The sequence below is a fragment of the Candidatus Thorarchaeota archaeon genome, assembly GCA_021498125.1.
Taxonomy (GTDB): Archaea; Asgardarchaeota; Thorarchaeia; order Thorarchaeales; family Thorarchaeaceae; genus B65-G9.
This window is the reverse complement of record JAIZWL010000002.1, coordinates 1-25570: the sequence shown is the minus strand read 5'-3', so window position 1 is coordinate 25570 and position 25570 is coordinate 1. Positions and strand designations below refer to the sequence as shown.

Genomic DNA, 25570 nt, shown 5'->3' with positions numbered 1-25570 from the left:
TCTACCGCATAATCTAGGAGTCATTGACTTTGGATATCCCTGATATGACACAGCTTGGGTTCGAAACCCCTTATGACAATCTAATGCCCGTCACTGACGACTCGAAAGGACAGGTCCTTATCCAAATTATGCGGCTCTACCTTGCTCTCTGTGATGGTATTCTCACCATCTCTGAAGTGGATGGCATCATGAAACGCCTGAGTCAGCACCCTTGGTTCAGAGCGCACCCTATAGACGTACGGTTGCTCCCTATCTCTGAAACTATTAAACAAAGACTGCTTGAGAGTATTCATACCTTACACAAATACAATCTGACCACTGCAGACGCTATCCAATCCGCCATCAACTTTGTCTTTATGGACGTAGATGCCCCACTGACAGAGATAGATGCCCGAGTCTTGTTCTATTTCTCGCAACATCCTACAGTTTCTCTCTCAAAGGCCGGACGTGATCTGAATTATACCACACGCACCGTACAACGTGCAATCAAGCGGTTGCAAGAACGCCAGTTCTTACGGTTCTCCTGCCTTCTTGATACTACGGCTTTTGGGATCAACTCCTTCATCTTGTTCTTCAAGCTCCAACAAGGTGTGAGCTGGGATGAAGTCGAGTATGGTCTTGGCGAGTTTCCCTTTACAAAGGGTCTTCTCAAGACGACAATGGCAAATAGTGGCTATGCCACGTTTCTCTTTCCTGGAGGGCAGAATCGCATACATACCTTCCGCAAGAGTATTGGCCATCTGAAAGGGCATATCTTCTCTACAGTCCAACTTCATAGTCAGATTGGTATGGCCCGTGATACAAATCTGCCCCTCTACAAAGACGGTTCATGGAGGTTCCCCCTCGAACTCAGATCCATTGCGGAACATGATGCCTCTGAACTGGGCATAGCTGCTCCGCATGTCCTCTGGTGTAATGGGCCGGGTTCACGACTGACTCCACTCGATTATATTGTCGCCTCACAGTTACGAGTCAATCTTCGAATGACTAAGAAATATTTGATCGAGCACCTTCATCGAATGGGTTTCCAGATGGATGATGCTGTTGTATCTTCTGCATTGGCGCGTGTACGTAAGGCCGGGGTCATTCTTCCCACGATTGTGTTCTCTGGTATTGGCCTCTCCACGAACTTTTGTTTTGAAATCGTCTGTAACGAGTACTGGCGTGACCGGATCCTCTCATATACTCCCCTTCTCCCCGCCTCGATCACGTATCTCTCCGACAAAGGTATTGTCCTTTGGCTCTCGGTTCCTGCCGAACACCACGTCGAATACTATCAGATCTTTCAATCTCTTGCAGCACAAGAGGGCGTGACCAGTGTCACTCCTCTGATGGCCGTTGGCCCCTCTGGTTCCCGTTCTATGGATAATATTGGTCAATTCATCAGCTCCTCCAATGACAGCTGGGCGGTCGAGCCTCACTCTCTTGACCTCTCTCGTTACATTCCTTTCTAAGATCGTTCACTCCGTGCGATTGTTGAGAACAAGTCTTCGACTGTACCTCTCCACATTCCGGTGAACGGTGGGCCTACTACTATCTCTGATGCACCCCACCGAGCCATCTCATCAAATTGTGCTATCACCTCTTCTGAGGCCCCAGTCGTACAGAACATGTCAACTAGGGTCGGATCCACAATATCCGCTCCTTTATCAGGTCCGCTTTCTCTCACAGCCTGCCTAATGGCATTGACTCGCTCTGTATCCAACTTCAGCAGGTTCACGATATCATCTGGCGTGTCGCTCAAGATGATGGCCACAATCTTTCTTGCAAGGTCCTGATTTTCGTTCTGTGTCATCAGAATGATCGGATTCCAGATGACAATCTCTACAGAGTCGCGTTCACGGCCTATCTCTCTTGCACTGTTCTGAACTCTCTTGATCGCCCACTTAAGGTACTGCTTTGGGCCTGACAGGATCACTCCATCGGCGATCTCCCCCGCCAGACGTAACATCTGCGGTCCCCTGACCCCAAAAAAGATGGGGATTTTGGCTGGAGTCTTGCGCCCAAGCCGTTCATTCTCCAGTCTGATCGGTGGCATCACTAAGGAGGATTCCTCTCCGTTCCAGAGCTGGCGAAGTGACTCGGTGGCCTTACGAAGGAGTGTGACCGGGCGCTCGATGCGAATCCCTTTCCGTTGAAGATCCTGTATTCCTCCAACTCCTATTCCGAAAACGAATCTCTTTGGTGCAAGGTCATAGAGTGTTGCCGTTGCTCTGGCGAGTTCGACAAGGCCATGAGTCGTTATGGGGACAATCCCCGTTCCAACACGTACATTCCTGCTCTTTGTCAAGGTCGCTGTCGTGAGGACAATGATGTCCTGTCCGCGACCAACATCCTCTCCGATCCAGATACTGTGAGCACCTACTCTGTCCGCATTCTCGGCGATCCATGTTGTGGCTCGCACGTTCATACCTGTTGTGACTCCAAGGCTCACCGTATACTCTGTCATGGCTTTACCTCTCTCTCTATGTGTCTTATTAGCTCACGTCCACTTGGTTGTTTTGTCGCACATCAAGTATTTTTGAGACCGACTCCTATAGAGGTCTGAACTCTCTTGAAAATAGCTTGGGGAATAACTGGCGCTGGTGACCTGCTCTCGGAAACCATAGACGCAATGGAGAGATTCCGCGAGAGCACTGGTGCGCGAATCGATGTCTTCGTGTCTAAAGCGGGAAGTCAGGTACTGCACTGGTATCACCTCTGGGAGCGATTGAACTCGGCATTTGAGCGCGTCAAGACTGAGGTCAACGCGAACGTTCCCTTCATTGCGGGACCGCTTCAGATCGGCAAGTACGATGCACTGGTCATCGCCCCTCTCACTGCCAACTCTGCTGCAAAGATCGCTTATGGTATCGAAGACACACTTCTCACCAATGCAGTAGGTCAGACGCTAAAGGGCACTACTCCAGTATTCCTCTTGCCTGTTGATCACACACTTGGAGCCGTTGAGACCGTTGCTCCTGATGGTACTCGTTTCACCATCAAGACCCGTAAGATAGATGTCGAAAATGTCGAACGGCTACGCCAGATGAGCGGAGTTGTTGTTGTGACTTCGGTTACAGACCTCATGGCGCAGTTGCAGAGCCTATCGTAGTCGGGAGTGCGAACCGATGAGTGGTGATACTGAGATTCCTATGTCTCTCATCAGCTGGGCCCGGCAGAGAATCATCTCCTGGTATACCAAGTCTGGGCGTTCGTTCTCTTGGCGCCGTACTGATGATCCCTACAAGGTATTGATCGCTGAAATGCTCCTGCGGCGTACCACTGCAACTGCGGTCTCACGAGTCTATGATGATCTCGTTTCCCACTTCCCCTCTGTTGAGGTCTTAGCGAGAGCAAAGATTGAACTGATTGGCGATATGATCAAGACGCTTGGTCTCCAGAACACTCGTGCCAAACATCTACATGATGCAGCAGTGATGATCCTGAACGAGTTCGAGGGCGTAGTGCCTGACACCGCGGAACATCTTGTCCAGTTGCCGGGTCTTGGTGCCTACGGTGTGGCTGCCGTCCTGAACTTTGCATTTCATCGCCCAGTTCCAATGGTCGATGGAAACGTTGTTCATCTGTTACAGCGTTTCTTTGGTCTCTCGTTCACTGGAAGCAACGATACGTCCGCTCTGGAGTTCATGCGGCGATTCGGGGGGCGAAAGCAGAGTCCGTTCCTGTATTGGGGGATCATAGACTTGGTAGCTCTTCTCTGCCACAGGCGAGGCCCTCTCTGTGACCAGTGTCCTCTCCGGTCAAAATGCAAATATCTGCAAAGTGTGCAATCGCCATGACCAAATCCATATATGCAATGACCGAGGTCTCATCAGAGGTTATGAGAATGAAGCGACGCATTCAACCACATCTCCGGGTCGGTGAAGGTGACGTTGAGGATATCGTGATCATCACAGGGAATCCCGATAGAGTCCCAGTGATCGCCGGGAAGATGCGAGATCCCGAAGAGGTCGCTCGATATCGTGGGTTTGTCACGTACCGGGCATACACGCCTCACGGAGTGCCTGTCACAATCTCGGGGACTGGCATTGGTACCCCCACGACTCACATCTGTATCGAGGAGCTTGCACGGCTTGGTGCTAAAGTGATTCTCAGGCTAGGTTCCTGTGGTGGTATCGAGGAGACCGTCAAGACTGGCGATGTGGTCGTTCCGACTGGTGCTATTCGAGACGAGCGGACCAGCCTCAATTATGCTCCCTTAGAATATCCTGCTGTTGCCTCCACGACTTGGTATAGTGCACTCTATTCATCCATTAGTAAAATCCTCCCCTCTGACAGAGTGCACTCAGGTGTATGCTGGACCAGTGATGTCTATTATACTGCACCGGATAACAATCAGTTAGACCTGTGGACCCGCGCGAGAGTGAAATGTATCGAGATGGAGAGCTCTCTTCTCTACGTCTTTGCCTCGACCAAGGGGATAGCGGCCGCATCCATACTCTCAGTCGATGGGAATCTACATGGTGATCAAAAGGGCGAGCAGGCTGACGAGTCCGAACTGACCGGGGAACAGCATCCGTTACTCAAAGAGGCTATTGCCAAGAGCGTCGAAGCAACGATCCATGCCATTGACGATCTGGCGTAATGATCGATACAGTGGTGTGGTGGCCTCTCCGATACGCAATCAACAGATTGTTAACATACCTTGTTGTATACAGTATGAGTTCAAATGGCGTCTGCAAGATCGGCTCGACCAGGGCAAGGGAAGACTCGCGCTTATCTTGTGATGAAGGCTCATGCAAAAGAGGCACTTGAGCTGGCGCGTCAGTGGTGGGAACACAAGTCTGTGCCAACCTATGTGAAGGTCCGCCAGTTACGCAAGGACGAGCTGGCAGCCTTTGTGGAACTCTATAATCGTTGTTTTATTGCTGCGCCTGACCCCTTCTGTCCAATCACATTAGAGGATGCAATGAAGCTTGAGACCGAGGGTATCTTTGTTGCTGAGATGTGGGGCACTCTGGTCGGGTTCATTGCCTGCTTTGTCGAATATGATAAGGACCCAATCTATGGTGAGATCACCGGTCTGGGTGTTCTTCCATCGCGCCGTCGTAAAGGTGTGGCCACCGCGCTCATTCAGCAGGCTGTTGAATTCTTTCTGGAGGCGGGAGTAGAGGAAGTCTATTGTGAGGTCTATGAAGAGAACTGGCCCTCTCGCACTCTCATCATGGGCTATGGATTCAAGCAGGTCGGTCGAAGAGAGATCCACATGGAGTCTCTCGGCGAGTCTGTTGCTGAGTCCGAGGACCTACCTGGCGGAAAGATAATGCGTCGTTTTGGACTACGCCCCCGCTCAGGTTGTAAGAACTGTCGTGACATATGACCGTGTGCATCAGATTATTACGATACGAATGCTAAAAAGGCTAGACGCCTATATCATTAGTGATTACTGTTTGGTCACCAATATGATGGTGTGTAAGGAGGACTTGTTAATCTTGTACGATGTTGTAGTTGTTGGTGCAGGTCCCTCTGGCTCAATGGCTGCCTACGAGACCGCACGGGCTGGACTGCGTACACTACTAGTTGAGAAGTTTGTTATTCCCCGCATCAAACCCTGTGGTGGAGCAGTCATGTATCGGGGATTGCGTCTCCTGAAGCGGCTTCCCCCATCTCTTGTGGAACGAAAGATCTATGGTCTCCGATTTGTACTTCCAAATGGGAATCAGACCGAATTCAAGTCTGAACGTCTCATCGGCATCACGACAAATCGTGACGAGTATGATGCTTTTCTTGCGTATCGTGCTCAGGATATGGGTGCCGTTCTTCAGGATGGCACTCGTGTCACTGCGGTCTCACAAAAGAGTGATCGTGTGGTGACCCGTTTTGCAGATGGAAGCGAGGTCGAGTCAGCCTTCGTGATTGGGGCTGATGGTGTCAATACAGTTGTTGGACGTGCAGTGGGTCTTCGTTCAGGAAAGAAGGATCTCACTCGGGTCGGTCTTGGGATGGAAGCCGATTTCAAGGTGGGCGAGTCTTGCGTAGAGGAGATCTTTGATGGGGACCCCTCGATCTTGGAGATACTGCCTGTCGAGAACCGGGTGAGCTATGGTTGGGTATTTCCCAAGCATGATAAACTTGCTATTGGAGTTGCTGGCGCTGCGGTACATATGTATCCTCTCAGGCCCATCTTTGAGTCATTCGTACAACGCTTGGAGACGCGATTTGGGATCTCGCTCACTCCAGAGCATCGCGGCACTCATTTTCTTGGAGCCGATGGAGTAATCAACACAAATGTTACCGACAAGGTCATACTTGTGGGTGATGCTGCTGGCTTCGTGGATCCCATGATGGGTGAGGGTATTGCCTACGCCATGCGTTCAGGGGTCTTTGCAGCAGAGGTCATCGTGAAGGCGCTGGCACATGGTCGTGATGACGCCGAATATCTCTCCCAGTACCAAAAGAGATGCAGAAGAGAGTTTGGGGCCAATTTTGGTATGGCCGAATGGGCTGGGACACGCGGTACCTCCTTTGCCGAGGCGGTCCTCACTCATGCATCGCATCTCCACCTCTCATCGGAGATTCTGCTGATGTTGGCACGTGGCGACATTGGATATGCACAGATTCCTGCAGTGGTTCTCCGTAAGATTCCCCGCGAGATGCCTCATCTCGTCCGTGATCTTGTGGTCACTCGTTTCTCGCGGCAAGAAAGATAATTAAGAATGGTGTAATCGACATCATCGGTCGTGAGCATTTGCGAACACTATTCATCATCACACTCTTGCTATGTGCCGCTCTTGGAGCCGCCCCCACTTCGATACAAGCAGCTTATCTCCCCTCCTTTGATGGTTCACAGGCCTATGACTATCTCCAGCAACAGTGTGACTATGGTCCTCGACCACCTGGTTCTGATAATCTCTCGCGGTGTCGTGTGTTCATGGCTGATACTCTGTTAAGCAATGGCTGGACTGTGACTCTTCAGAACTTTACATACAACTCGGTCAAGTGTAGTAATGTGATTGCTACCTATGGTTCTGCAAATGCCACAATCATTCTTGGTGCGCATTACGATACCCGACCTCATGCCGATCACGACCCCGCTGCGACGAATCGTACCCTGCCAATTCTGGGAGCCAATGATGGGGGGAGCGGGACTGCGGTCCTCTTAGAGTTGTCCAAGTCGCTACCAGAGAATGTTCGCCCAAGTGTTGAGCTGGTGTTTTTTGATGCTGAGGATAGCGGCTATATCAACGGGTGGGACTGGATAGTCGGGTCCACGTACTATGTGGACAATCTCAGTTCTGAACGTATCTCTCAGATTCGTGCCATGCTCCTCCTTGACATGGTGGGTGATAGTGATCTCCGACTTCTCCGTGAGACCTCTTCTACAGTCTCTCTTCAAAATCTTGTCTGGGGCATTGCAAAGGGCCTTGGGCATGATGATGTCTTTCTTGATGCTCGTGGTGCTGGAATCCTTGACGATCATCGGCCATTTCTAGATGCTGGAATCCCCGCCCTTGATATCATTCAACATGATCCTTTCCCCTGGTACTGGCACACACTGGAAGATACTCCTGACAAGTGTAGTGCCACGAGCCTTGAGACTGTTGGTAGTGTTGTAGAGGCCTTTGTCTACAATATGACTCTGAGTTCTACCACTTTTTCACAGCCAACAGGTAGTATCTATTCCCTTCTTCCATGGGTACTTCCTCCTCTTGCGCTGGTCGCTGTCGTGATCTGGTTTCGAAAGCGAAGGTGAGCACGAGAGCTCATATTTATTCGGGGGGGCGTACTATTACTCGTGATTGACAGATGGATCATAATTGGTGAACGCCCTTGCAGAAGAGTCTTCTCTATCGTCCCACAAGTCAGAGACCCCCTCCCCTTCTCTGTATTGATGTGGACTCGTCATGCAAGCGGCTTGCCTGCGGGACTGCGGACTCACGAATTCTTCTCATCAATGCGCACACGGGGCGCCCTCAGCGTGCTCTCATAGGCCATGAGAATGTAATCTCCGCCCTCTCTTTTCTCCAGAGCAGTACTGAACTTCTCTCCGTGTCCTGGGATCGCACCGTACGCAAGTGGCGGCTTGGACGGACCGATCAGGAGCAAGGGGCGATCCATTGCAATGCTGCTGCGAAGTCGCTTATTGTGGATCCTGCTTCTGATCTTGCCGCAGTCGGCACACAGGACGGTACAGCTGTTCTCTTTGTGCCATCTGAGATGAAAATCCTTCGGACTATCAAGGCCCATAGCAGGGACATCTCCGCACTGGCATTCCTTCACGAAGGACGGTCACTTCTTACGGCCTCGTGGGATGGGGCCTGTAATCTCTGGGATCTCTCTACAGGGCATCTTGTTCGTGCAGTCACGACCTGTGGCGAGCGTGTGCAGTCGCTGGTCGTGTCTCCTGATGAATCAACCGTCTTTCTTGGTCTGCATAGTGGAAAGATCGCTATGGTCTCGATCAATGCCTCCGGCCCTCCTACTATTCTGGAGCCTCATACGGACGCGGTCTCAACGCTTCTCGCTCCTCCAAGCTCCACTCATGTGATCTCTGGAGGTTGGGACTGTTCGATCCGCATCTGGGACCCTGCTGACCTGACCACTCTCACCTCTCAGCGTACGCTCACAGGTATCACCGATATGACACTGTGTACACGGGACAACCATCTCTATGTCACAGATTTCTCCGGCACGGTGACTCAATGGTCACTGGATACCACTATATGATCATGATTCCCCTCTCTCTCTGTTGTATCGTTCTCTATCCACTGATGAGGATGCGAATCTCGATCTCCACAAAGCCCTCTCTTCGCCATGTCACCCGGACTCTGCCATGTTCCAATTCTCCCTTCGCAATGGCTGTGAGCGTGTCGATCTCACGGTTCCGGCTCCTCTTGTCATATGGGATGGGCAATACCTCTTGCTTGCTTAGTGCAATGGTCAGTGCCTTTTCTCCCACGCGGATGAGTGGCGGCGAGAGGATGATCCGCCCCTCTTTGAACTTTGGTCGTTTCTCACGGGCGGTCCTGATCACTCTGGCCATCTTGCGATGCTCGCCGATACGTACTCTTGCCGTCTTGACAACATCTTCCAAGTATTGCGGACGCGGGTCGAACTGTTTTGCGAACTCGTCTCGAATTGCCTCAATTGTCTTGGCGGCGGATGCGAGGTGCTTGGTCAGGATCGTGCGGATGACAAAGTTGACCGCCTTTGCGTATCTCTCGATCTCCTTCTGTAGAGCGTCTTGTTTCTCTCTTGATAGGATCACACTGTTCAGTCGGACGATCTCGACGCTTGTTGACATCTTCACCACTCTTCTTGTTGGTGAAGACCTTCGCAGTCCCTAATCAATGTGGCGCCCAGTCCTGATCACTATACTCCTATATCCGCTGAGCGATGAACCTTGCCTCTGCAATGCTTCTGTTGACTCCTTTGATCTGGAAGTCGAAGCCACCATACTCTTCGAAGATCTGGTCAAAGTACTCCGGTTCATTCTCTCGAAGCCCTGACACAAGAATGGTCAGGTCGTGTGTTCGAATCCCCTGCAAGGCCAGTAGGGCCTTTCCAAGATTATGGAGCGACCTGCGCAACTCCAGCACCGCAAGTTCGTAATCACCTTCGATGGTCAGTTCTCTCGCCCGATGATATCCTCGCTGGGCGTGCGAGAGAAGTTCGATGGCCTCGGTTTCAGCCACCTCTGAGTCTGCAAGTCTGTCCTCGGTCACACCTAACCAGTGATTCAGGTCCTCTAGCACATCCATGATCTCTTCTTCTTCCATGCCTCTCAGCTTGAATGTCCGGAGAAAGAGCTGATACGTGATCGGGTCCAGCATTCGGACCTCTGTCAGCACATCCGTGGGTCTGATGATGTCAAACTGATTGTTACGCATGATGATGACTCGTCCAAGGTCGAAGAGTGCATTTCTGGTGAGCTCGATCGCATCAACGATGTCCTCTCTCATCTCTGACTTGCTGGCCTCGTCAAGCAGATGGATGGCCCGTTCTTTGACTGACTGGATGACCTTCTCAGGCCACTTGTATTCCTTCACTCGCTCCTGCCATTCCTTGAGCCTCTTCTGCCGATCAAAGACCACCTTTGCCTCTCTGAGGCGCCCGATGACCTCCGCGATCTTGAATGCGTCTGTCTCCTCGCCATTGAGTACCCCCTCGATCTGCGTCGGGGTCAGAAAGGTCATATCCACTCGAACATTGTTGTGTTCTGCGAGAAGCTGTACCGGTGCCTCATCCTCATTCCAGATGACACACAGATCCAATGTGGAGTTGGCAGTGAGTGTACCACGTGGTAAGGCGCCATAGACATAGACACCATCCACATTATCCTTTTCCTTCCACTCCTTCACGATCTCATCCATTACGTTATTGAATCTCCGGTAGACATCCATCATTGTCCGTGGTCCCTCTCAGATCTACTTGTCTGTTGAACGACTCGGCTCCAACTGGTTCCAGTCATGTGATCTTGTGGTTGAGCCCGCCTCATCTTGCTTTTCAAAGCGATCTGTAGTCGTTCGTGTTCACTATCTTGTTGTATTGCTATGGAATAAGGTTATCTATGACACGTCGTGATCCGGTGTTTCACTGTTCATTGATATACTCTATCGAAATTCTATCTCAGAACATCGGTGTTAGTCTAAGTGAACTTGATCGTATTCCAGTCATTCCTGATCATTATGACTCCAAGGTTCAAAATGACATAGACGTTTGAGGAGTGATATTGTATCACATATCATTATGGTTGAGTGTTTTGCTCGCTCATGATTGAATGATATTGTATGGCACTGTGCCCCATCTATGCGATCTATTCATAGATCACATTTTTCCAATAATCAACGCGAGCAGAATATTTAATTCATTTTGATGATTACACTAATACGAAATGGTTCACATCGATAAAATTCCATCTCCCCTTGATGAGTCCGCTCTAGATGATATACTCGTGTACGCTATTAAAACGATGACGCCTCTGAAGAAAAAGAAACTTGCAGATTATGCAGCATCTCTTGTGAAAGAGAATCGCATTCGCAAGAGGTCGTATCTCTCGCTCTCATGGGCTGGTGGCCTCAAGGATCTTCGTGCCATCTATACTTCTGTTGATTTGGAGAAGAAGGCATCTTTATAGTTATGAACTATGATTTTCCTAAGACCGATCTTGGCCGGAAACTCCCCTTTGAAGTGCTGAACTGGCGTAGTCTGTTTTATTATTCACGAATTGCGATTCAAGTTGCCTGTGGACTCAACATACTAGAGTAGTAGTTAAATGCGGGTTCTTCCAAGAGCCAGCTCAATCTGACGGAGACCTCTCTAATATGCCACGAGTAGATGGACGCGCCAACGATGAGCTCCGCCCCGTTGAGATCATCCGCGGCTTTCTCAAACATCCGGCCGGCTCAGTTCTCATCAAGACCGGCGACACTCAAGTGATCTGTACTGCTACTGTCGAAGAGGGCGTTCCGGGCTGGCTGAACGGTTCCGGTCAGGGCTGGGTCACCGCTGAATACGGTATGCTCCCTGCTGCTGGCAACGAACGGAACAACCGCTATCGTGTCAGTGGGCGCACCCACGAGATCCAGCGCCTCATCGGCCGCTCCCTGCGCGCCTCCGTTGACCTCGATCTTCTCTCTGACTTTACCATTCGTATCGATTGCGATGTCATTCAGGCCGATGGCGGCACTCGTACGGCCTCGATCACCGGGGCCTATGTCGCTCTCTACGACGCCCTTCAGAAACTCGTGCAGGACGATCTGCTCCTCAAACTCCCCATCCGTGGGCCTGTGGCTGCGGTCAGTGTCGGTCTTGCCGATGGTGATCTCCTTCTCGACCTCTGCTACGAGGAGGACGTGGCCGTTGATGTGGACTTCAACGTCGTGATGATGAACGATTCCTATGTCGAGGTCCAAGGGACTGCCGAGGGTGCTACCTTTACCCATGAACAACTCGACGGGATCCTCTCTCTCGCCAAAAAGGGGATCCGTGAACTCATGGACTACCAACGTCAAGTCATCGAAGAGTAACTCCGCATCAATTTGGATATGTGCGTTTGTCACTAGATCACCATATGCTCCAGTCTAACCATCGATCTCTCATAATATTCTCATGCTTTAGGACTGTTGCCCTCTTCTCTGTCCGTTCTCTCAGATTCACATTGGGAAACTTCAACTTCTAAGTTTATGGCAGGTGTTCCTGCTACTAATCATCTAATTCAACCAGTCTAAAAATGGCTCGCAGATCAGTAAGGTTTATACGTATTTGGTCTAATGATTGGTTGAGGAAGGAATTCTCATGAGTGAAGTGGGGCTAGTTGATTGTGCACTTGATGCACGAGTAGAGCTAGGTCGGTCGGTCAGTCGGTCGCCATAGACGTAATCTCTTGAGACTGAGGACTGCACTGCTTGTGATTGCCGTGTTATCACCGTTGTGGGTCATGCCGCTCTCGGCTCCAGTGGTCTCGGACGTGGTAGTAGTCATGCACCATGACAGTGCTGTGAATACTGCGGTCCGGACAATCGTGGCAAATGATCCGCACGTACAAGTGATGGAGTATGGCTCTTTGGAGTACGCTCTGGCCATTCATCGGGTAGTCCGAAGGGTCGTCTGGGTCTCTCATGGATCGGATGACGGAATCGTGGCAGGGGCGCAGGTGCTCAGTTGGCGAGCGTTCAGTAGTCGGACTCAGATGACTCCGGGTAAGGACATTGTGTTGGCGTGCGATTCGGGTGAGATCAATCAGTATGTTCCTACGGGCGCTGTTCTCAGTTTTGGGGGGATGATAGATGCCATCTTAGGGGGACTTATTGCATCATTCATTCTGTCCTCCTCCACTTCGGGAACACGAGGCAATATTCGCACTCTTCAGACTAGGTTTATGAGTCGCTTGACAGACCTCTTTACTGATCCGGACGCACCTATTCTTCTGCATCTCACAGGAGGAGTTTCTCCACCGTCGCCTCCACCTACCTATGACTTCATCTACAAGAGCATCTACTGGGATGCATACAATATCGACCCTGATAACGAGGTGTTTTATGACCATCCGGATTACACGTACTACTACCAAACTATGGGAGTGGGGCCATCACAAGACTTTACCATTGATCGTACTCGCCATGATCCCAATGGTGGCGACTATGGTATGAAGGTGGATCATGTTTCAAGGGGCACTGTAGAAATTTGGAAGGCAGGTGGTGTCGCATCACTTGCAGAAGTTTTACTAGGGTTTGTTGCCTCTGTTATAGCATTAGCTATTGCGTTTGGTGTGATTACAGCAGGTACATCTCTTGCTATTGCCGCAGCCATTATAGGGGTTGTTGCAGCCGTTTTTGCTATAGCTGGTCTCACCGTTACAATACTTGCATCTACGATTCTTCCTGATGAAAAAGGTGCAGGTTGGGTATTTTACGAACTTCTTGGAATAAATGAGATGCGGATGAAAATTGGTTGTGGATGGTGGCTTCATATAATAACTGACGGTTGTTCAGGTATCGTATGGCCTGAGCCATGTGATGTCACTATATCCGTACATAGTATAAAGAGATGGGCGATAGAGAATGGGCGAGGGAGATAATTGTTTGAATGAGTCGCGAAATGAACAAACGCTTGCTCGACATCCCACGGGAAGTCCACAAGTCCTTGTACGATTCAACTGGATATTTTTGGTTGGATCCATTCTAATATTTCTTATTGTGGCATTACCATATCTTTTCTCGCCCTATGTCTATATTACCCACAATCCGGTCGATGATGCTCTAGTTGCATTTCTAGGTGGCGCAAATGTTAAGCCTATGCTGTATCTTTGTGCGATTTTGGGTGGTCTACTAGGTCTGATCTTCTACGTTCCAATCCACCAATTGTATAGCACAGTTCTACGTGATCAAGTTGTTCGACTTGGAGTTTTGCGTATTTTACTCATATCGTTTGGCTCGTATCTTGGATTTCTTTGGATAATTGGACTACAAGCAATATGGAACTATATTATTCCCTATCCTAACACAGGAAATTTAATGGCCCTGTTCTTCACACTTCCAGGGCTCTCGTTTAGTATAGTGGTATCTCTCATTAATATTCTTGAATATCATAGAATTAATCAGTTAGCAAAACAAAATGGTTTTGGCTTGCAAATTACCGCGATTCGTTTTCGCAATGCTTCACAACTTGAACTTGTTCCGCTTCATGATGCATCCCCTCTCCCATCCACTAGTCATTCCATCGATCTCTCATAATTGTTTCATGCTTTAGGACTGTTGCCCTCTTCTCTGTCCGTTCTCTCAGGACCACATTGGACTCCCTCAACTCCTCCTCACTCACCCTCAGATGGTCTTGCAGATCGGTAAGGTTTATACGTATTTGGTCTAATGCTTGGTTGAGGAAGGAATTCTCATGAGTGAACTGGGGATAGTAGGTCGTGTACTTGGTGCACGAGTGGGCTATGTCGGTCGGTCGGTCGGTCGGTCGTCATAGACGTGCTCTCTTGAAACTTCAGACTGCTCTGCTTGTGATTGCTGTGTTATCACCATTGTGGGTCATGCCGCTCTCGGCTCCAGTGGTCTCGGACGTGGTGGTGGTCATGCATCATGACAGTGCGGTGCGTACTGCTGTGCGAACAATCGTGGCAAATGATCCGCACGTACAAGTGATGGAGTATGGATCACTGGAGTATGTACTGACCATCCATCGAACAATTGGACGAGTGGTATGGGTGTCGCATGGGTCTGAAGAGGGCATTCTTGCACAATCACATGAGCTTTCGTGGAAGGCATTTAGTGGCAGAGTTCAGATGACTCCCGGCAAAGATATCGTGTTGGCGTGTAACTCGGCACAGGTAAACAAGTATATTTCTGCTTCCGACGCAATAGGGTTCATTGGAATAGTTGATGCATCTCTTGGAGGACTTCTGGCAGTCTATCTTCTGGAACGAACTCCCATTGTTCTCGGTGTCATTATGTCACGAGTTGCTGCTCTACTATCCGGAATAATAACTCCTACTCTTCTTGCGCCATTCAACATTGTGGTATCCATTGGATGGACTCTACATGGAAGTCTTTCAATTACTGCCAATGTGTTTGACCTTCTTCTGTATGCGATTCTTGCTGTTGTCGCAGATGCCACCGCTTCTCTCCCCACCTTCTGGGACCTTGTAGGCGTGATGCTGGACTGCTTCGAAATAAGTTTCGGCAATGTCGTCTTGGACTGGCTCTGGCCTGTGCTAATTAAACCGTTTCTCCAAGTCTTGCTTACTGTTGCACTTGGTGGACTGGGAACTGTGGCTATCAGTGCTGCAACATCACTGTCAAAACTGATGATGAAACTCTATTTCCTCTCGTTCATCTCATCTCTTTTGCTGCGCCTTCTATCACTTATAGCTATTCCGTTTCTGCAGATGTTCCAGCTTGATGGAAACCTTATCTACTCAATGCTTACTGGAATCGTTCAGGAAAAACTCACAGGGCCTTTTGCAAGGCAGATTGCTGTAAGGTTTGGCCCCTCAATATTCAATGCAGATGTAATGAAAGCAATAGCGAAAATTGGGGTCGGAACACTGACAGCAATCTTAGTAGCTTTTCTCGAACCAGTATTCGATTTTATATCGTATACCTATGCACCACAGCTCACTACACATAGTATGATATACTTCTGAGGATGAGCGGTTACGAGTTGATGTAGTTGAGAGTGAAAGTGACTAACCAGATTAAGTTGAAGATGCAACAACGCATCGAGCGCTGGAGGACTAAGGTACTCACCAGATATCCTCCATCTGGTACACTCGCTGAATCCTTGGATCTCACTGGTATGGTGATCACTCTTCAAAGGATGGAATGTCCGATACCATATGGTTTTTCGTACGCATGGACACTGGAGCGGGCTGGTCACAGGAATGAGGTGTACCTTCTTTTGCTCCAGACTTCGACTATCTGGGATGCGACTACACTCTACGATCTTGGTATGAAACACCAAGAGTTTGCAATCATTGATGCAAGTGGAGTGACCTTTCGCACAAGTGTGGGGCATGAGAGTTTCGTAGGTTGTCGTGGCAAGAATGCTGTTCGATTTGAGACTACCAGAGGCACATACTATCTCGATAGGTATCACAGTGACCACACGTTCAGAAAATTTCATTTTCCTTGGAGTTCTCGTAGAACTGTAGAAACTTCCCTCGTGCCTGATGTTCGCGACGGGTATGGTGGCTGGGTCGTAAGGGATAATACAGAGGAGCTATGGTATTCCAGAGAGCTATTTTTCTATAGGCTTCATCTGGTAGATCGTACGGGACGTATGGTGATGAGTGTAGGTGATGTTAGTTGGTGGCGGCGCTTATGGAGAAAGGGAAGTCCGACAGTCGTTCATGGTCCGAAAGTCCGTTTGACGTTGAAGTATGTAGATGAGTGTATTCCTCACGAGGTGGCATTGTTCCTTGCGGCACATAGCAATAGCTAGTTGATTTAGTGGGCTCTTCTCTTAAATCACGTACGGATACGACGAAGAATCAGTATGGAACATCGCAATGAATGTGTGGAATTATTACTACTAAGGGCGACCACTATTATGTGGTTCTTATCCTTCACCGTCTACTTCATCCATTCCCGATGATATCTATTACAAGGGGATAAACTGGGACGCGTGCAATATCGACCCTAATAATGAGGTGTTCTATGATCATCCAGACTACACGTACTACTACGGTAAGATGGGCGTGGGTCCATCGGTTGACTTTACTATTGATCGTACCACCAAAGACTATTATGGTCATGCTACTGGTGGCATGCTGGTGAATCATGTTTCTAGAGATGTGGTGAATTTCTGGAAACTTGGAGGTCCTGCTCCTTACGTACAGATTATACTTGGAGTCGGTGTTGCACTTGGGATAGTTTCTACTGGTGCCTCTACTACTGCCGCAATACTTATTGGAGCTGCATTAGCTATTATTGGATTGATAAATGGATATTTTGTTGAAAGTTACCTAAAAGATGAAACAGGATCCGGTTGGATATTCTACAAATTTCTGAGGCGTGGCGAGATGCGCATAAAAATAGGACGTAGCTGGTGGATTCATATGATAAACACAGATATTGTATCCCCCCCTCAAACAACTCCATTAGGAACTCCACTAGACATAGGCCTCCCCATAATCACACCTCCTGAACCTATTCCTCTTCTTGCATGGCCGAGCCCTGTGATGGCCACTATATCCGAACATAGATTAATATGATAGGGCGAGAGAGATGGTTCGTGATAATGATCGTCCAGATGCACGCATGGTTCAGGATACATCGGTGATAGTGTATGGCAATTGGTTCTTTTTAACGCTCTACGTTCTCGTATTCGTTATATCCTTACCGTATTTTCTCTCCCCCTATGTTTATATTACCCACAATCCGGTCGATGATGCTCTAGTTGCATTTTTAGGTAAGGCATACGTCAAACCTGTCTTGTACCTCTGTATCATTATCGGGGGTCTAGTCGGTCTAATTGTGTATCATCCCCTCCACAGATTATATGCGACTGCACTCCGTGATCACGTTGTTCACATCGGGCGAATTCAGTTTTTGCTTCTAGTATTATTTCCGTTCATAGGAATATGCTATTCGATAGTAATCCACAGGATATGGGGCTATATGTGTCCGCTTCCAAATGATGGTAATTTGTTGACCATGTTCTTCGATCTCCCAGTGTTTTCTTTTCTTATAGTTGCATCCCTTCTTAATCTTATTGAATACTATAGGGCCCAACACCAAGCATCATTACAGGGTCTTCGTCTACAATTTACCGATATTAGACGCAAACTTGATTCACTTAGGCTTGAATTAGTTCCTCTCCATGATAACGGCGATCCACTGTCTCCCAGCCAGTCAATCGATATTTCTTAATACGTTCTCGAGTCTTGGAGTTAAGATTTCGTTATAGTACTCTCTTAGATTGTTTGAGTATCAGTTTGGGGGACCGTTGATTGTAAGTTGGACTTTCTTGGACAGTGGGTCCATAGTCCGCCCACCAACGGCAGTGGGCAATAACAACCTCACCATCAGAGTGAAGGTCATACGTGACTTGTGGCCGGGAGTATTTAAACTCCTACAAACAATGTCCAAATATGTCCAAGTTTGGTGTAGCTGCCCGCAACCCATTACTACTAGATTGGATCTGGCCCGTCCTTGTCAAACCAGCTTTGCAGGTATTCTGTACAGGCATACTCGGAGGACTCACGGCGCCTCTCATTGGGAGTTTGATAACAGCTGCTATTTCTCGTATGAGCATGTTTGTATTGACTTTCCTTGGGGCGATTATCACTTATGCAATATCGCTGCTGATGCCTTACATCACTGCGGTACTTGGCGTAGGAAATATCATGTCACAAATCAACGGTATTTTGATTCCAATGGCAAGTACTTATATCAGTGGGCCATTGTCACGTAAGCTTGCTCTCAAACTTGGATCGTTGACCATGACTGCGGACTTGGCTCTCGACAAGATTGGTGTCAGTTCAATTGTAGGCATTGCGATTGGAGTCCTGGGATTTGGGGTCATTGGTGTCGTTGTGGGGTGGCTTCTCGGCGAGCTTGCAGTAGTGACAGTCTTTGGACTGGCCGCGACTCGACCATTGAAGGTCAAGAGCTCGCCCATTGACATGCGTCCTGTGCTTGCCTTCGCACCCCCCAGCCTGCTGTTTCAGACAGTAGATGAATATAATTGAGATTGTTGAGTAGAGTTCACATCTTTGGAACTTCGTAGTATCGGATGTGGCTGTTGTAGTTATAATACCACTCAAGACTGTCGGGGTAATTTATAACGTTTATATCCATTTGATGAGTTTGACAGGTGAGGAAGGAATTCTCATGAGTGAACTGGGGATAGTAGGTCGTGTACTTGGTGCACGAGTGGGGCTAGGCCGGTCGGTCGCCATAGACGTGCTCTTTTGAAATTAAGGACTGCACTGCCTGTGATCGCTGTGTTATCACCATTGTGATCCTGTAACGGATGCTATCTCTTTCTTTTTCGCCGCTTAAGACGTTCACGACGTGCCTTGCGTTGTTGACTATTCTGGTAATGAATATATAATATTGGAATTGCTGCAAGAACCGAAAATGTGAGAGGAGTCGACCAATCTGAGAGAATGGCAAGCACATCAACGGTTCCAATATAGAAATGTGGGATGTTCGTTGTTGTATTATTTCCATATTCTTTATTGATATGATCTATCCACCATTGAGGAATTGTATATTTTGGATGATGTAGAATAGTGATATTTTCATCTAATGCGTCCAATCGGCCCAAAATCTCAATGGTATGAGTGGCAGCCTCACTCCATATCAATCGTTCCTCTTCGGGAGATCCAATAAGGTCTCCAAGAAATGCACCATTGTAGTAAGTCTGACATTTTAGAACATTGCTGACCGTCTTATTCACATCAATATTGTCAAGTGTTCCCATCATAGATAGTGACCAGATAATTCTTTCAACAGCAACAATCCCATAGGCTGGTCCTTTTCCCCAGCTCTTATAACTATCCCAAAACTGGAGGATATACTCTGTGGTCTTGGACACATCAACCAGATTGAATTTTCCTAGGATGTTTAAAGATATGAGACCTAACGGCACATAACTAAAGTCAGAATCAGCAGTAGGTACATTTGAGAATCCGCCATCCTCATGATAACAGGATAGGACATAGTCGAGTGCTGCTCTCGTATCAACAAGATAGAGACGATGCAACATTTTAAGAGCACTAAGTGCTGTCCATGTCACTATTAGATTTGATCGTTTCTCTGAAGGATTGTTAGATGGTGGATATTCAGTAAATCCGCCATCCGGATTTTGAGCGGACATAATAAATTCTGCAATCTGCTCCTTGTACAGCCAATCAGAAAGTTCAAGTTTCGGAAATAACTCAACTGCATTCTCACAAGGGATGACTCCGGTACCCATTTGGGTTGAGTAATTGACTAACCCATAATTCCATGCAGTTTTAGGATCAATATTGACCAGTTGTTTAAGAAATTTCCTGCAGGCGCTCCAATTTAAGATACTTGTCGCTTTCAAACGTTCAAATACCCGAAATGGGCGAAGTACATCTGAAATAGCTGGCACCCTTCCTTCTTTGGGGAACGTCGGAGGGTCAGTTAGATACGCATGAAATGCACCATCATTTTCAGAATAGAGTGCTATGAGATAATCGATGACCGCTTGGCGGCGAGTTATTGTATATGGTGCATCTGATGATAATGTATCAGTGTGATTGATGAGATATCCAGGTATATTTTTTTTATGAATGCAGTTGTATTGTGGAAGCATGCTCGCAGTCGTAGTAATTGATATCATTATACTCATGATTATGGCTATACTAATTAGTGGTTGGAATCTCCTATGATGATTAATCGCTGAACACGCTCCCATCTAATGCCAATCTATCCGTCATTTACATGGTTTTTATATGGGTGTGTCACCACCTCCACCACCCGGTTGAGGATTTAGGCCATCTACATTTGTGCCAACAATCTCAAAATTACTCACTGTATCTCTCATTTCATCTAAAAGGGGATGTATTGAGTAAATCGCTATCAGAGTAAGAATGAGGGCTGCAACCCATCCGAAAATACCAATGGCTGCAAGAATGGCTAATGTGATTGCAACTCCTGCATCAACTTCATTCTCAAGTTGACTTATTTGCCCATTAGTTTGATCTCTTGCTGTGATAAACGCATCTTGGCTTGCCAATCCGTTGGCATGGTACGTCCAGAATGCTTCTGCAAGCATTGAGGCCGTAACTAAGTTGGCTACATCTTTGTATCCAATGACGGCTTGTACATAAGAGATGTCCTGTATTTTGTCCGCTAAGGTGGTATCTAATAGTCCATTGTGTCCCAAGCTATTGCAGCTGCTTAAGAATACCAGTCTACATGAGCCATAGATTTTTGTCCACTGGTCAAGTAGTGTTGCATCAATGTTGTCATCGTACAAATCAACTTGAGATTTTTCATTGGTGGTCCATGATCCATGTGCAGCAACATGTAACCGGCTCGTTGTATAAAGGTAATTTTTGAACTTGTTGGTGGTTGCCTGGTCTCCTATTGCTTTATACGTGACATAACTACCTGGATGAGCAATATTGTAATCCGAAAATACTTTGGCAACTGTATTTGCTTGGTAGTATATCGCTTCCGTCGTATATTTTGTCATAATTCCTACAGGTATGCGCCCCGGTCCTGAACTTAGAGTTGCAAATGCTGTGGCTATGGCTTGTTTCTGTTTATCTGTTAATGCCACTGTTGGAGTTAACTGGCCATCATTGGCAAACAGGGTCAGTGCACCCATAGAAAATGAAAGTAATACCAACGGTAATACAACATAGAGTGTAACAATATATTCTCTTTCCCCATATTGTTCCAATACTCTTTCTCTCCTATCTTGGTTAATCGCATTTATTGCGATCGTGCTCTACTCATCAGATGCCCTTATATTTTTTTGTTCAATTTAGTTATAGAACAAATCTTATGTTATCTTATTAGTGCGATCCTTTTACAATCCATGATTCGTACTGTTACAAGGCACACTCAGAAATCCGTACAATTTCTAAACCTCGCTCTGAATGATCTTAAGGAATTTGCCTATCAATTGGTCTCTCATCTTTGGCAAAAAGCACACATCGTATGATGGCATGCCCATAGAGATCTGGAGCGTGGAAGTCTTACTCTTCATCGTCTGCCAGTCTGACTGGCTTACTTTGTTTCTCCGCACCTGAAAAATGGCCGAATGGCCTATAGGGGCCTCTGAGGTTACATGACATATTATATTCCCCCTCATCACTTCTGAGATTGGCGCTCATTGATCATCTCTCGGTCTCAGTGATAGATGTGCACGAGTGTGCATTGCGTAAGCTTTATCTTGTAATGCCGTGCAGATACCTTGCATTCGTCGAGTAGAGGCGGAATTATTCGGCGGCTTCAGAAGGTCGCTGTGGAACCGTCCTGGCAAACCTCGACGCATAGCAACGTTTAAAACGGAAGCCAAGTTGGCAGCCGAGCGCGCACCCCTCTCATTTGGGCTGCGCACAGTCCACAAGCCCTCCTTTCATTGGAGGCTCTCCACAATCTTGCCCCCGTGGAGACTCATCGGGACCAGACAGAGCGTCGCTGGCAGGAGTTGGGCACCTGCACGGATCGATCGCTCGGCAGATGGAGTCATTCTCGATGAGGGACAGGTCTTTCGGAGACGGCTCGATGCGGTGCTGTGCACCAAGAGTTGTGTACCGGGACTGCAGAGGATGAAGACTGGACCGTGTATAAACAAAATATTATACATGTAATCTAGTGTGTGTACGTACATCCCTCCGTGATCCTCTCTGGGTCCGGTCGGAGTTCATTTGCGTACACATCAGCAGTACAATGCAGAATTGCACATACACTGTGAACATTCATACTGTCGATCAATCCTATGATTGATCGTATGTATTCACTTACCTACAACCGATTTTACCGATACAACAAACAAACAAACAAACAACCTGACCGGTTGGGCAGCAGCAACTGTCGCCTCCCTCAATCGGGAGATGATCGTTCGCGTGTTCGATCGTTCAGAGTCCTTGGTAACAGTCAATTTCTCTGTTACGTGGCCTCGTGCCACACAACAGGTGATACTGTGCCGGTCACATGAGTAGACCTGCAATTCGCTGTACGGCTGCTGGTGGATGACTTGGTTGGCTAGCCGATGAAGGGCGTGACGAGCAGCGATATGCCACGGGTAGACGCATGAAGTCTATGATCCGTGGGTCCCCGAATGGGACTTCCTCGTGGGGGTTAATACCCCCCATGGATCCAGGGTCGCTCCTGGATTGGGAACGGGCCGAACTGAAGCATCTTAGTAGACCCAGGAAAAGAAAACAATAGTGATTCCCTGAGTAACAGCGAGCGAAAGGGGAACAGGCCAAACCGAATCCCGTTCGATGAGCAACGGGAGATGTGGTGTGTGGGCCCGGGAATGTGCCGACGTGCCGAAGCCGAAGTCGTCTGGAACGACGTGGCGAAGAGGGTGATACCCCCGTAGGCGTAACGCACGGGCATGTCCGGTGTCCCCGAGTAGCGCGGGTTGGTTTTCTCGCGTGAACATCCCAGGCGCAACCTGGGAAGCCTAAATACTCAGCCAAACCGATAGTAAACTATGTAGCGCGAGCGAAAGTTGAAAAGTGCCGCGGAAGCGGGGTGAAAAGCACCTGAAACCAGCAGTCCATTCAAAGGATGCTGATTACAAGAGGAGATCCTCGGAGAATGAACAGGAAGCGATTCCCCAGTAAGATCCGAGGGGATCGAGTCAGCATCATCCGTCTCGAAACACGGGCCAGGGAGTTCATGGGCGTGGCGAGGATAAGGCTTTCCGCCGTAAACGTAGGGAAACCAACAGGCCCGCAGCCGGTTCGCCGGTCAGGGGCGGCGTGTGAATAGTGCGCGTAGTCACTCCCATGACACGAGAAACCAGTCGATCTAGGCCTGGTCAGGGTGAAGCCGGGCGAAAGCTCGGTGGAGGCCCGATAGGGTTCTGACGTGCAACTCGTTCCGTTGAACTGGGCCTAGGGGTAAAAGGCTTATCTAGACTGGTGATTGCTCGTTCTCCGCGAAGTTGGTCGCAGCCAAGCCCTGCTTGAGGTATCTTGTGGTGTAGAGCACTTTCGGATGTGCCCGGGAGGCGTAAAGCCTTTCACCATCCTGAAAACTCCGAAGCTGCAAGAACCGTAGATGGCAGGAGACGGGTGACCGGGGTAAGCCCGGCATGCCGAGATGGGGAGAACCGAGAGTGTGGTTAAGGACCCTAAGTGCCAGATAAGTGCGGTGAAGAAGGGCGTCGAGAGCCCAAGACAGTCTGGGGGTGAGCTTAGAGGCAGCTATCCCCGAACGAAAGCGTAACAGCTCACAGACCGAGGCTCTCGGCCTTGAAAATGGACGGGGCTAAATCTGGCCTCCGAGACCACACGGCACACTCCTAATAGAGTGTGATCCGGTAGCGGAGCGATCCGGTCGGGTAGAAGTAGGGGCGTGAGCTCCTGTGGACCGGCCGGCTTTGATGATCCTGGCAGTAGTAACAGCGAAGCATGGTGAGAATCCATGTCACCGAAAGGGAAAGGGTTCTTCGGCGATGCGTCATCAGCCGAAGCTTAGTCGGTCCTAAGTGGCATCGTAATTCGATCTCCACGAAAGGGAATCAGGTTAATATTCCTGAACCTCGGAAGTACTCTCCGCGGTAACGCTACGCCGGCATTGCGACTCATCTGGACAGGCCAGGCACCGTCCTCGCGGTGTTTAACACTATAACTCTACTGAGAACCGTAATGGTGAGAGGTAGACGAAACGTGGAATAGCGGGTGGTCGGACACCCGTCTGGCTCATTCCTGGTGACCTTGAAAAACAATGCCGGAAGGATCTTCCGAGTCCGTACCCAGAACTGACACAGGTTCCCTGGCTGAGAAGGCCAAGGTGTATCCGGGTCAATCCTGCCTGAGGGAAATCGGCCAATTAGCGGCGTAACTTCGGGATGTGCCGTGCCTGGGTCGGTGCAAGCCCTCCCAGGTCTTAGTAACTAGGGGGTCCCAACTGTTTAATACAAACATAGCTGACTGCGAGCGCGTAAGCGTTTGTACAGTCAGTGAATCCTGCTCTGTGCCTGTCTGTTAAAGCTCGGAAACGGGTCGAAGCACAGGTTAACGGCGGGAATAACTATGATTCTCTTAAGGTAGCCAAATGCCTTGTCGGTTAAATGCCGACGTGCATGAAGGGAGCAATGAGGTCCCCACTGTCCCCAGGAGGAACCGGGTGAACCTACACCATACCGAACAGTGTATGTAGGACCATTGGGAAAAGAAGTCCCTGCAGAGGTTTACTACGCAGTCAGTCGTTGCCATTTCTGTTGCCATACAGAGCGTAGTCAGGAGCGTTGAAGCACTCTCTCCGGGGCGTGCGGATGCGTCCATGGAACACTGACTATGACAATGGGGGTGGCTAACCTAGACCATGCGCGTCTAGGGACACCGGCTGATAGGCAGTTGGGCTGGGGCGGCACACGGCTGACAAGAGATCAGCCGTGACCTATGCTGAGCTCAGAGGCGATGGAAACGTCTCGTCGAGATCAAGGGCATAAGCTCGGCTGACTGGTCCCCGAAAAGCAACGGGACCAGGGTCGAAAGACTGGCCTAGCGAACCTTCACTTGCAAGTTGCAGAGCGGTGGAGATGACAAAAAACTTACCTCAGGGGTAACAGAGTTGTCGCGTGCAAGAGTTCATATCGACCACGCGGCTTGCTTCCTCGATGTCGGCTCTTGGTATCCTCGGGTTGCACAAGACCCGAAGGGTGCGGGTGCTCACCGATTAAAACCGAACGTGAGCTGGGTTTAGACCGTTGCGAGACAGGTTGGTTTTTATCTAATGGTCCTTTAAGGTATCTGCGGGCAAGATGAAGCCGGTACGAGAGGAACGCTTCGTCGCGACCAATGGTGTACCGATTGTCCGAGAGGGCACTGTCGGGTAGCTAAGTCGTAACGGATAAACGCTGAATGCATCTAAGCGTGAAGCCGGACCCAAAAATAGATACCCACTTTGCAGGCGCTCCCACCGAGGGACGATGGGGGTGGCGACGCCAACAT

General features: G+C 48.9%; 22 protein-coding genes and 1 rRNA gene. 18 read left to right on the top strand and 5 right to left on the bottom strand.

Going from position 1 to position 25570, the window contains the following annotated elements:
- The first annotated feature begins 29 nt into the window (after positions 1 to 29).
- Positions 30 to 1454: a hypothetical protein gene (locus K9W43_07500; protein ID MCF2137078.1), complete on the top strand. Its 1425-nt coding sequence runs from the start codon at positions 30 to 32 to the stop codon at positions 1452 to 1454.
- Here the strand turns inward: K9W43_07500 and K9W43_07495 are convergent.
- Complete coding sequence (locus K9W43_07495; GenBank protein MCF2137077.1) at positions 1451 to 2449, bottom strand: LLM class flavin-dependent oxidoreductase; 999 nt, start codon at positions 2447 to 2449, stop codon at positions 1451 to 1453. The two genes, K9W43_07500 and K9W43_07495, sit on opposite strands and share 4 nt — an antisense overlap.
- A gap of 105 nt (positions 2450 to 2554) precedes the next feature.
- On the opposite strand from K9W43_07495, the gene afpA reads away from it, so the two are divergent.
- From afpA to K9W43_07460, 7 genes are all read left to right on the top strand, one after another.
- The gene (gene afpA / locus K9W43_07490) at positions 2555 to 3094 is read left to right on the top strand and encodes an archaeoflavoprotein AfpA (protein MCF2137076.1); all 540 of its coding nucleotides are present in this window, start codon (positions 2555 to 2557) and stop codon (positions 3092 to 3094) included.
- Positions 3095 to 3110: 16 nt separating this feature from the next.
- Positions 3111 to 3782, top strand: coding sequence for a hypothetical protein (locus K9W43_07485; protein MCF2137075.1), 672 nt, complete (start codon positions 3111 to 3113; stop codon positions 3780 to 3782).
- Positions 3779 to 4588 carry a nucleoside phosphorylase gene (locus K9W43_07480; GenBank protein ID MCF2137074.1) on the top strand — a complete coding sequence of 270 codons (810 nt, stop codon included), beginning with the start codon at positions 3779 to 3781 and terminating at the stop codon, positions 4586 to 4588. The genes K9W43_07485 and K9W43_07480 overlap by 4 nt, the downstream gene beginning before the upstream one ends.
- A gap of 84 nt (positions 4589 to 4672) precedes the next feature.
- On the top strand, positions 4673 to 5323 hold the full coding sequence (locus K9W43_07475) for a GNAT family N-acetyltransferase (GenBank protein ID MCF2137073.1): 651 nt from the start codon (positions 4673 to 4675) through the stop codon (positions 5321 to 5323).
- Positions 5324 to 5435: 112 nt separating this feature from the next.
- Positions 5436 to 6653 carry an NAD(P)/FAD-dependent oxidoreductase gene (locus tag K9W43_07470; GenBank protein ID MCF2137072.1) on the top strand — a complete coding sequence of 406 codons (1218 nt, stop codon included), beginning with the start codon at positions 5436 to 5438 and terminating at the stop codon, positions 6651 to 6653.
- Between the two features lie 38 nt (positions 6654 to 6691).
- Entirely contained in the window at positions 6692 to 7696 is a 1005-nt protein-coding gene (locus tag K9W43_07465) for a M28 family peptidase (protein ID MCF2137071.1), read from the top strand.
- A gap of 77 nt (positions 7697 to 7773) precedes the next feature.
- On the top strand, positions 7774 to 8670 hold the full coding sequence (locus tag K9W43_07460; protein MCF2137070.1) for a hypothetical protein: 897 nt from the start codon (positions 7774 to 7776) through the stop codon (positions 8668 to 8670).
- A 34-nt stretch (positions 8671 to 8704) separates the two neighbouring features.
- On the opposite strand, the gene K9W43_07455 is transcribed toward K9W43_07460, so the two are convergent.
- Positions 8705 to 9247 (bottom strand): hypothetical protein, encoded by a 543-nt coding sequence (locus K9W43_07455; GenBank protein MCF2137069.1) that lies wholly within the window; start codon positions 9245 to 9247, stop codon positions 8705 to 8707.
- Positions 9248 to 9323: 76 nt separating this feature from the next.
- Positions 9324 to 10349 (bottom strand): nucleotidyltransferase domain-containing protein, encoded by a 1026-nt coding sequence (locus K9W43_07450; GenBank protein MCF2137068.1) that lies wholly within the window; start codon positions 10347 to 10349, stop codon positions 9324 to 9326.
- A 488-nt stretch (positions 10350 to 10837) separates the two neighbouring features.
- Here K9W43_07450 and K9W43_07445 point away from each other — a divergent pair, with 488 nt between their 5' ends.
- The 9 genes from K9W43_07445 to K9W43_07405 all read left to right on the top strand — a co-directional run bounded on the left by K9W43_07445 (position 10838) and on the right by K9W43_07405 (position 18640).
- Positions 10838 to 11080, top strand: a complete 243-nt coding sequence (locus tag K9W43_07445) for a hypothetical protein (GenBank protein MCF2137067.1) — start codon at positions 10838 to 10840, stop codon at positions 11078 to 11080.
- A gap of 187 nt (positions 11081 to 11267) precedes the next feature.
- The gene (rph, locus tag K9W43_07440) at positions 11268 to 11972 is read left to right on the top strand and encodes a ribonuclease PH (GenBank protein ID MCF2137066.1); all 705 of its coding nucleotides are present in this window, start codon (positions 11268 to 11270) and stop codon (positions 11970 to 11972) included.
- Between the two features lie 356 nt (positions 11973 to 12328).
- Entirely contained in the window at positions 12329 to 13522 is a 1194-nt protein-coding gene (locus K9W43_07435) for a hypothetical protein (GenBank protein MCF2137065.1), read from the top strand.
- 4 nt (positions 13523 to 13526) lie between these two features.
- Positions 13527 to 14177, top strand: a complete 651-nt coding sequence (locus K9W43_07430; protein ID MCF2137064.1) for a hypothetical protein — start codon at positions 13527 to 13529, stop codon at positions 14175 to 14177.
- A gap of 206 nt (positions 14178 to 14383) precedes the next feature.
- On the top strand, positions 14384 to 15592 hold the full coding sequence (locus tag K9W43_07425; GenBank protein ID MCF2137063.1) for a hypothetical protein: 1209 nt from the start codon (positions 14384 to 14386) through the stop codon (positions 15590 to 15592).
- 26 nt (positions 15593 to 15618) lie between these two features.
- Positions 15619 to 16389: a hypothetical protein gene (locus tag K9W43_07420; protein ID MCF2137062.1), complete on the top strand. Its 771-nt coding sequence runs from the start codon at positions 15619 to 15621 to the stop codon at positions 16387 to 16389.
- A gap of 208 nt (positions 16390 to 16597) precedes the next feature.
- Positions 16598 to 17161 (top strand): hypothetical protein, encoded by a 564-nt coding sequence (locus tag K9W43_07415; protein ID MCF2137061.1) that lies wholly within the window; start codon positions 16598 to 16600, stop codon positions 17159 to 17161.
- Positions 17162 to 17174: 13 nt separating this feature from the next.
- Complete coding sequence (locus tag K9W43_07410) at positions 17175 to 17819, top strand: hypothetical protein (protein ID MCF2137060.1); 645 nt, start codon at positions 17175 to 17177, stop codon at positions 17817 to 17819.
- Between the two features lie 221 nt (positions 17820 to 18040).
- Complete coding sequence (locus K9W43_07405; GenBank protein ID MCF2137059.1) at positions 18041 to 18640, top strand: hypothetical protein; 600 nt, start codon at positions 18041 to 18043, stop codon at positions 18638 to 18640.
- A 287-nt stretch (positions 18641 to 18927) separates the two neighbouring features.
- Here the strand turns inward: K9W43_07405 and K9W43_07400 are convergent, their stop codons facing one another.
- The gene (locus tag K9W43_07400; GenBank protein ID MCF2137058.1) at positions 18928 to 19872 is read right to left on the bottom strand and encodes a hypothetical protein; all 945 of its coding nucleotides are present in this window, start codon (positions 19870 to 19872) and stop codon (positions 18928 to 18930) included.
- 501 nt (positions 19873 to 20373) lie between these two features.
- Positions 20374 to 21333: a hypothetical protein gene (locus K9W43_07395; protein MCF2137057.1), complete on the bottom strand. Its 960-nt coding sequence runs from the start codon at positions 21331 to 21333 to the stop codon at positions 20374 to 20376.
- 1272 nt (positions 21334 to 22605) lie between these two features.
- On the opposite strand from K9W43_07395, the gene K9W43_07390 reads away from it, so the two are divergent.
- Positions 22606 to 25537: ribosomal RNA gene (locus K9W43_07390) — 23S ribosomal RNA — on the top strand.
- Positions 25538 to 25570: the final 33 nt, after the last annotated feature.

Bases quoted from the DNA above. Each gene is read 5' to 3' on its own strand.
- K9W43_07480 (MCF2137074.1), top strand. From the start codon at position 3,779: ATGACCAAATCCATATATGCAATGACCGAGGTCTCATCAGAGGTTATG.
- K9W43_07445 (MCF2137067.1), top strand. From the start codon at position 10,838: ATGGTTCACATCGATAAAATTCCATCTCCCCTTGATGAGTCCGCTCTA.
- K9W43_07400 (MCF2137058.1), bottom strand. From the start codon at position 19,872: ATGGGTACCGGAGTCATCCCTTGTGAGAATGCAGTTGAGTTATTTCCG.
- K9W43_07495 (MCF2137077.1), bottom strand. From the start codon at position 2,449: ATGACAGAGTATACGGTGAGCCTTGGAGTCACAACAGGTATGAACGTG.
- K9W43_07410 (MCF2137060.1), top strand. From the start codon at position 17,175: ATGGTTCGTGATAATGATCGTCCAGATGCACGCATGGTTCAGGATACA.
- K9W43_07425 (MCF2137063.1), top strand. From the start codon at position 14,384: ATGTCGGTCGGTCGGTCGGTCGGTCGTCATAGACGTGCTCTCTTGAAA.
- K9W43_07455 (MCF2137069.1), bottom strand. From the start codon at position 9,247: ATGTCAACAAGCGTCGAGATCGTCCGACTGAACAGTGTGATCCTATCA.
- K9W43_07485 (MCF2137075.1), top strand. From the start codon at position 3,111: ATGAGTGGTGATACTGAGATTCCTATGTCTCTCATCAGCTGGGCCCGG.
- K9W43_07405 (MCF2137059.1), top strand. From the start codon at position 18,041: ATGTCCAAGTTTGGTGTAGCTGCCCGCAACCCATTACTACTAGATTGG.
- K9W43_07450 (MCF2137068.1), bottom strand. From the start codon at position 10,349: ATGATGGATGTCTACCGGAGATTCAATAACGTAATGGATGAGATCGTG.
- K9W43_07475 (MCF2137073.1), top strand. From the start codon at position 4,673: ATGGCGTCTGCAAGATCGGCTCGACCAGGGCAAGGGAAGACTCGCGCT.
- rph (MCF2137066.1), top strand. From the start codon at position 11,268: ATGCCACGAGTAGATGGACGCGCCAACGATGAGCTCCGCCCCGTTGAG.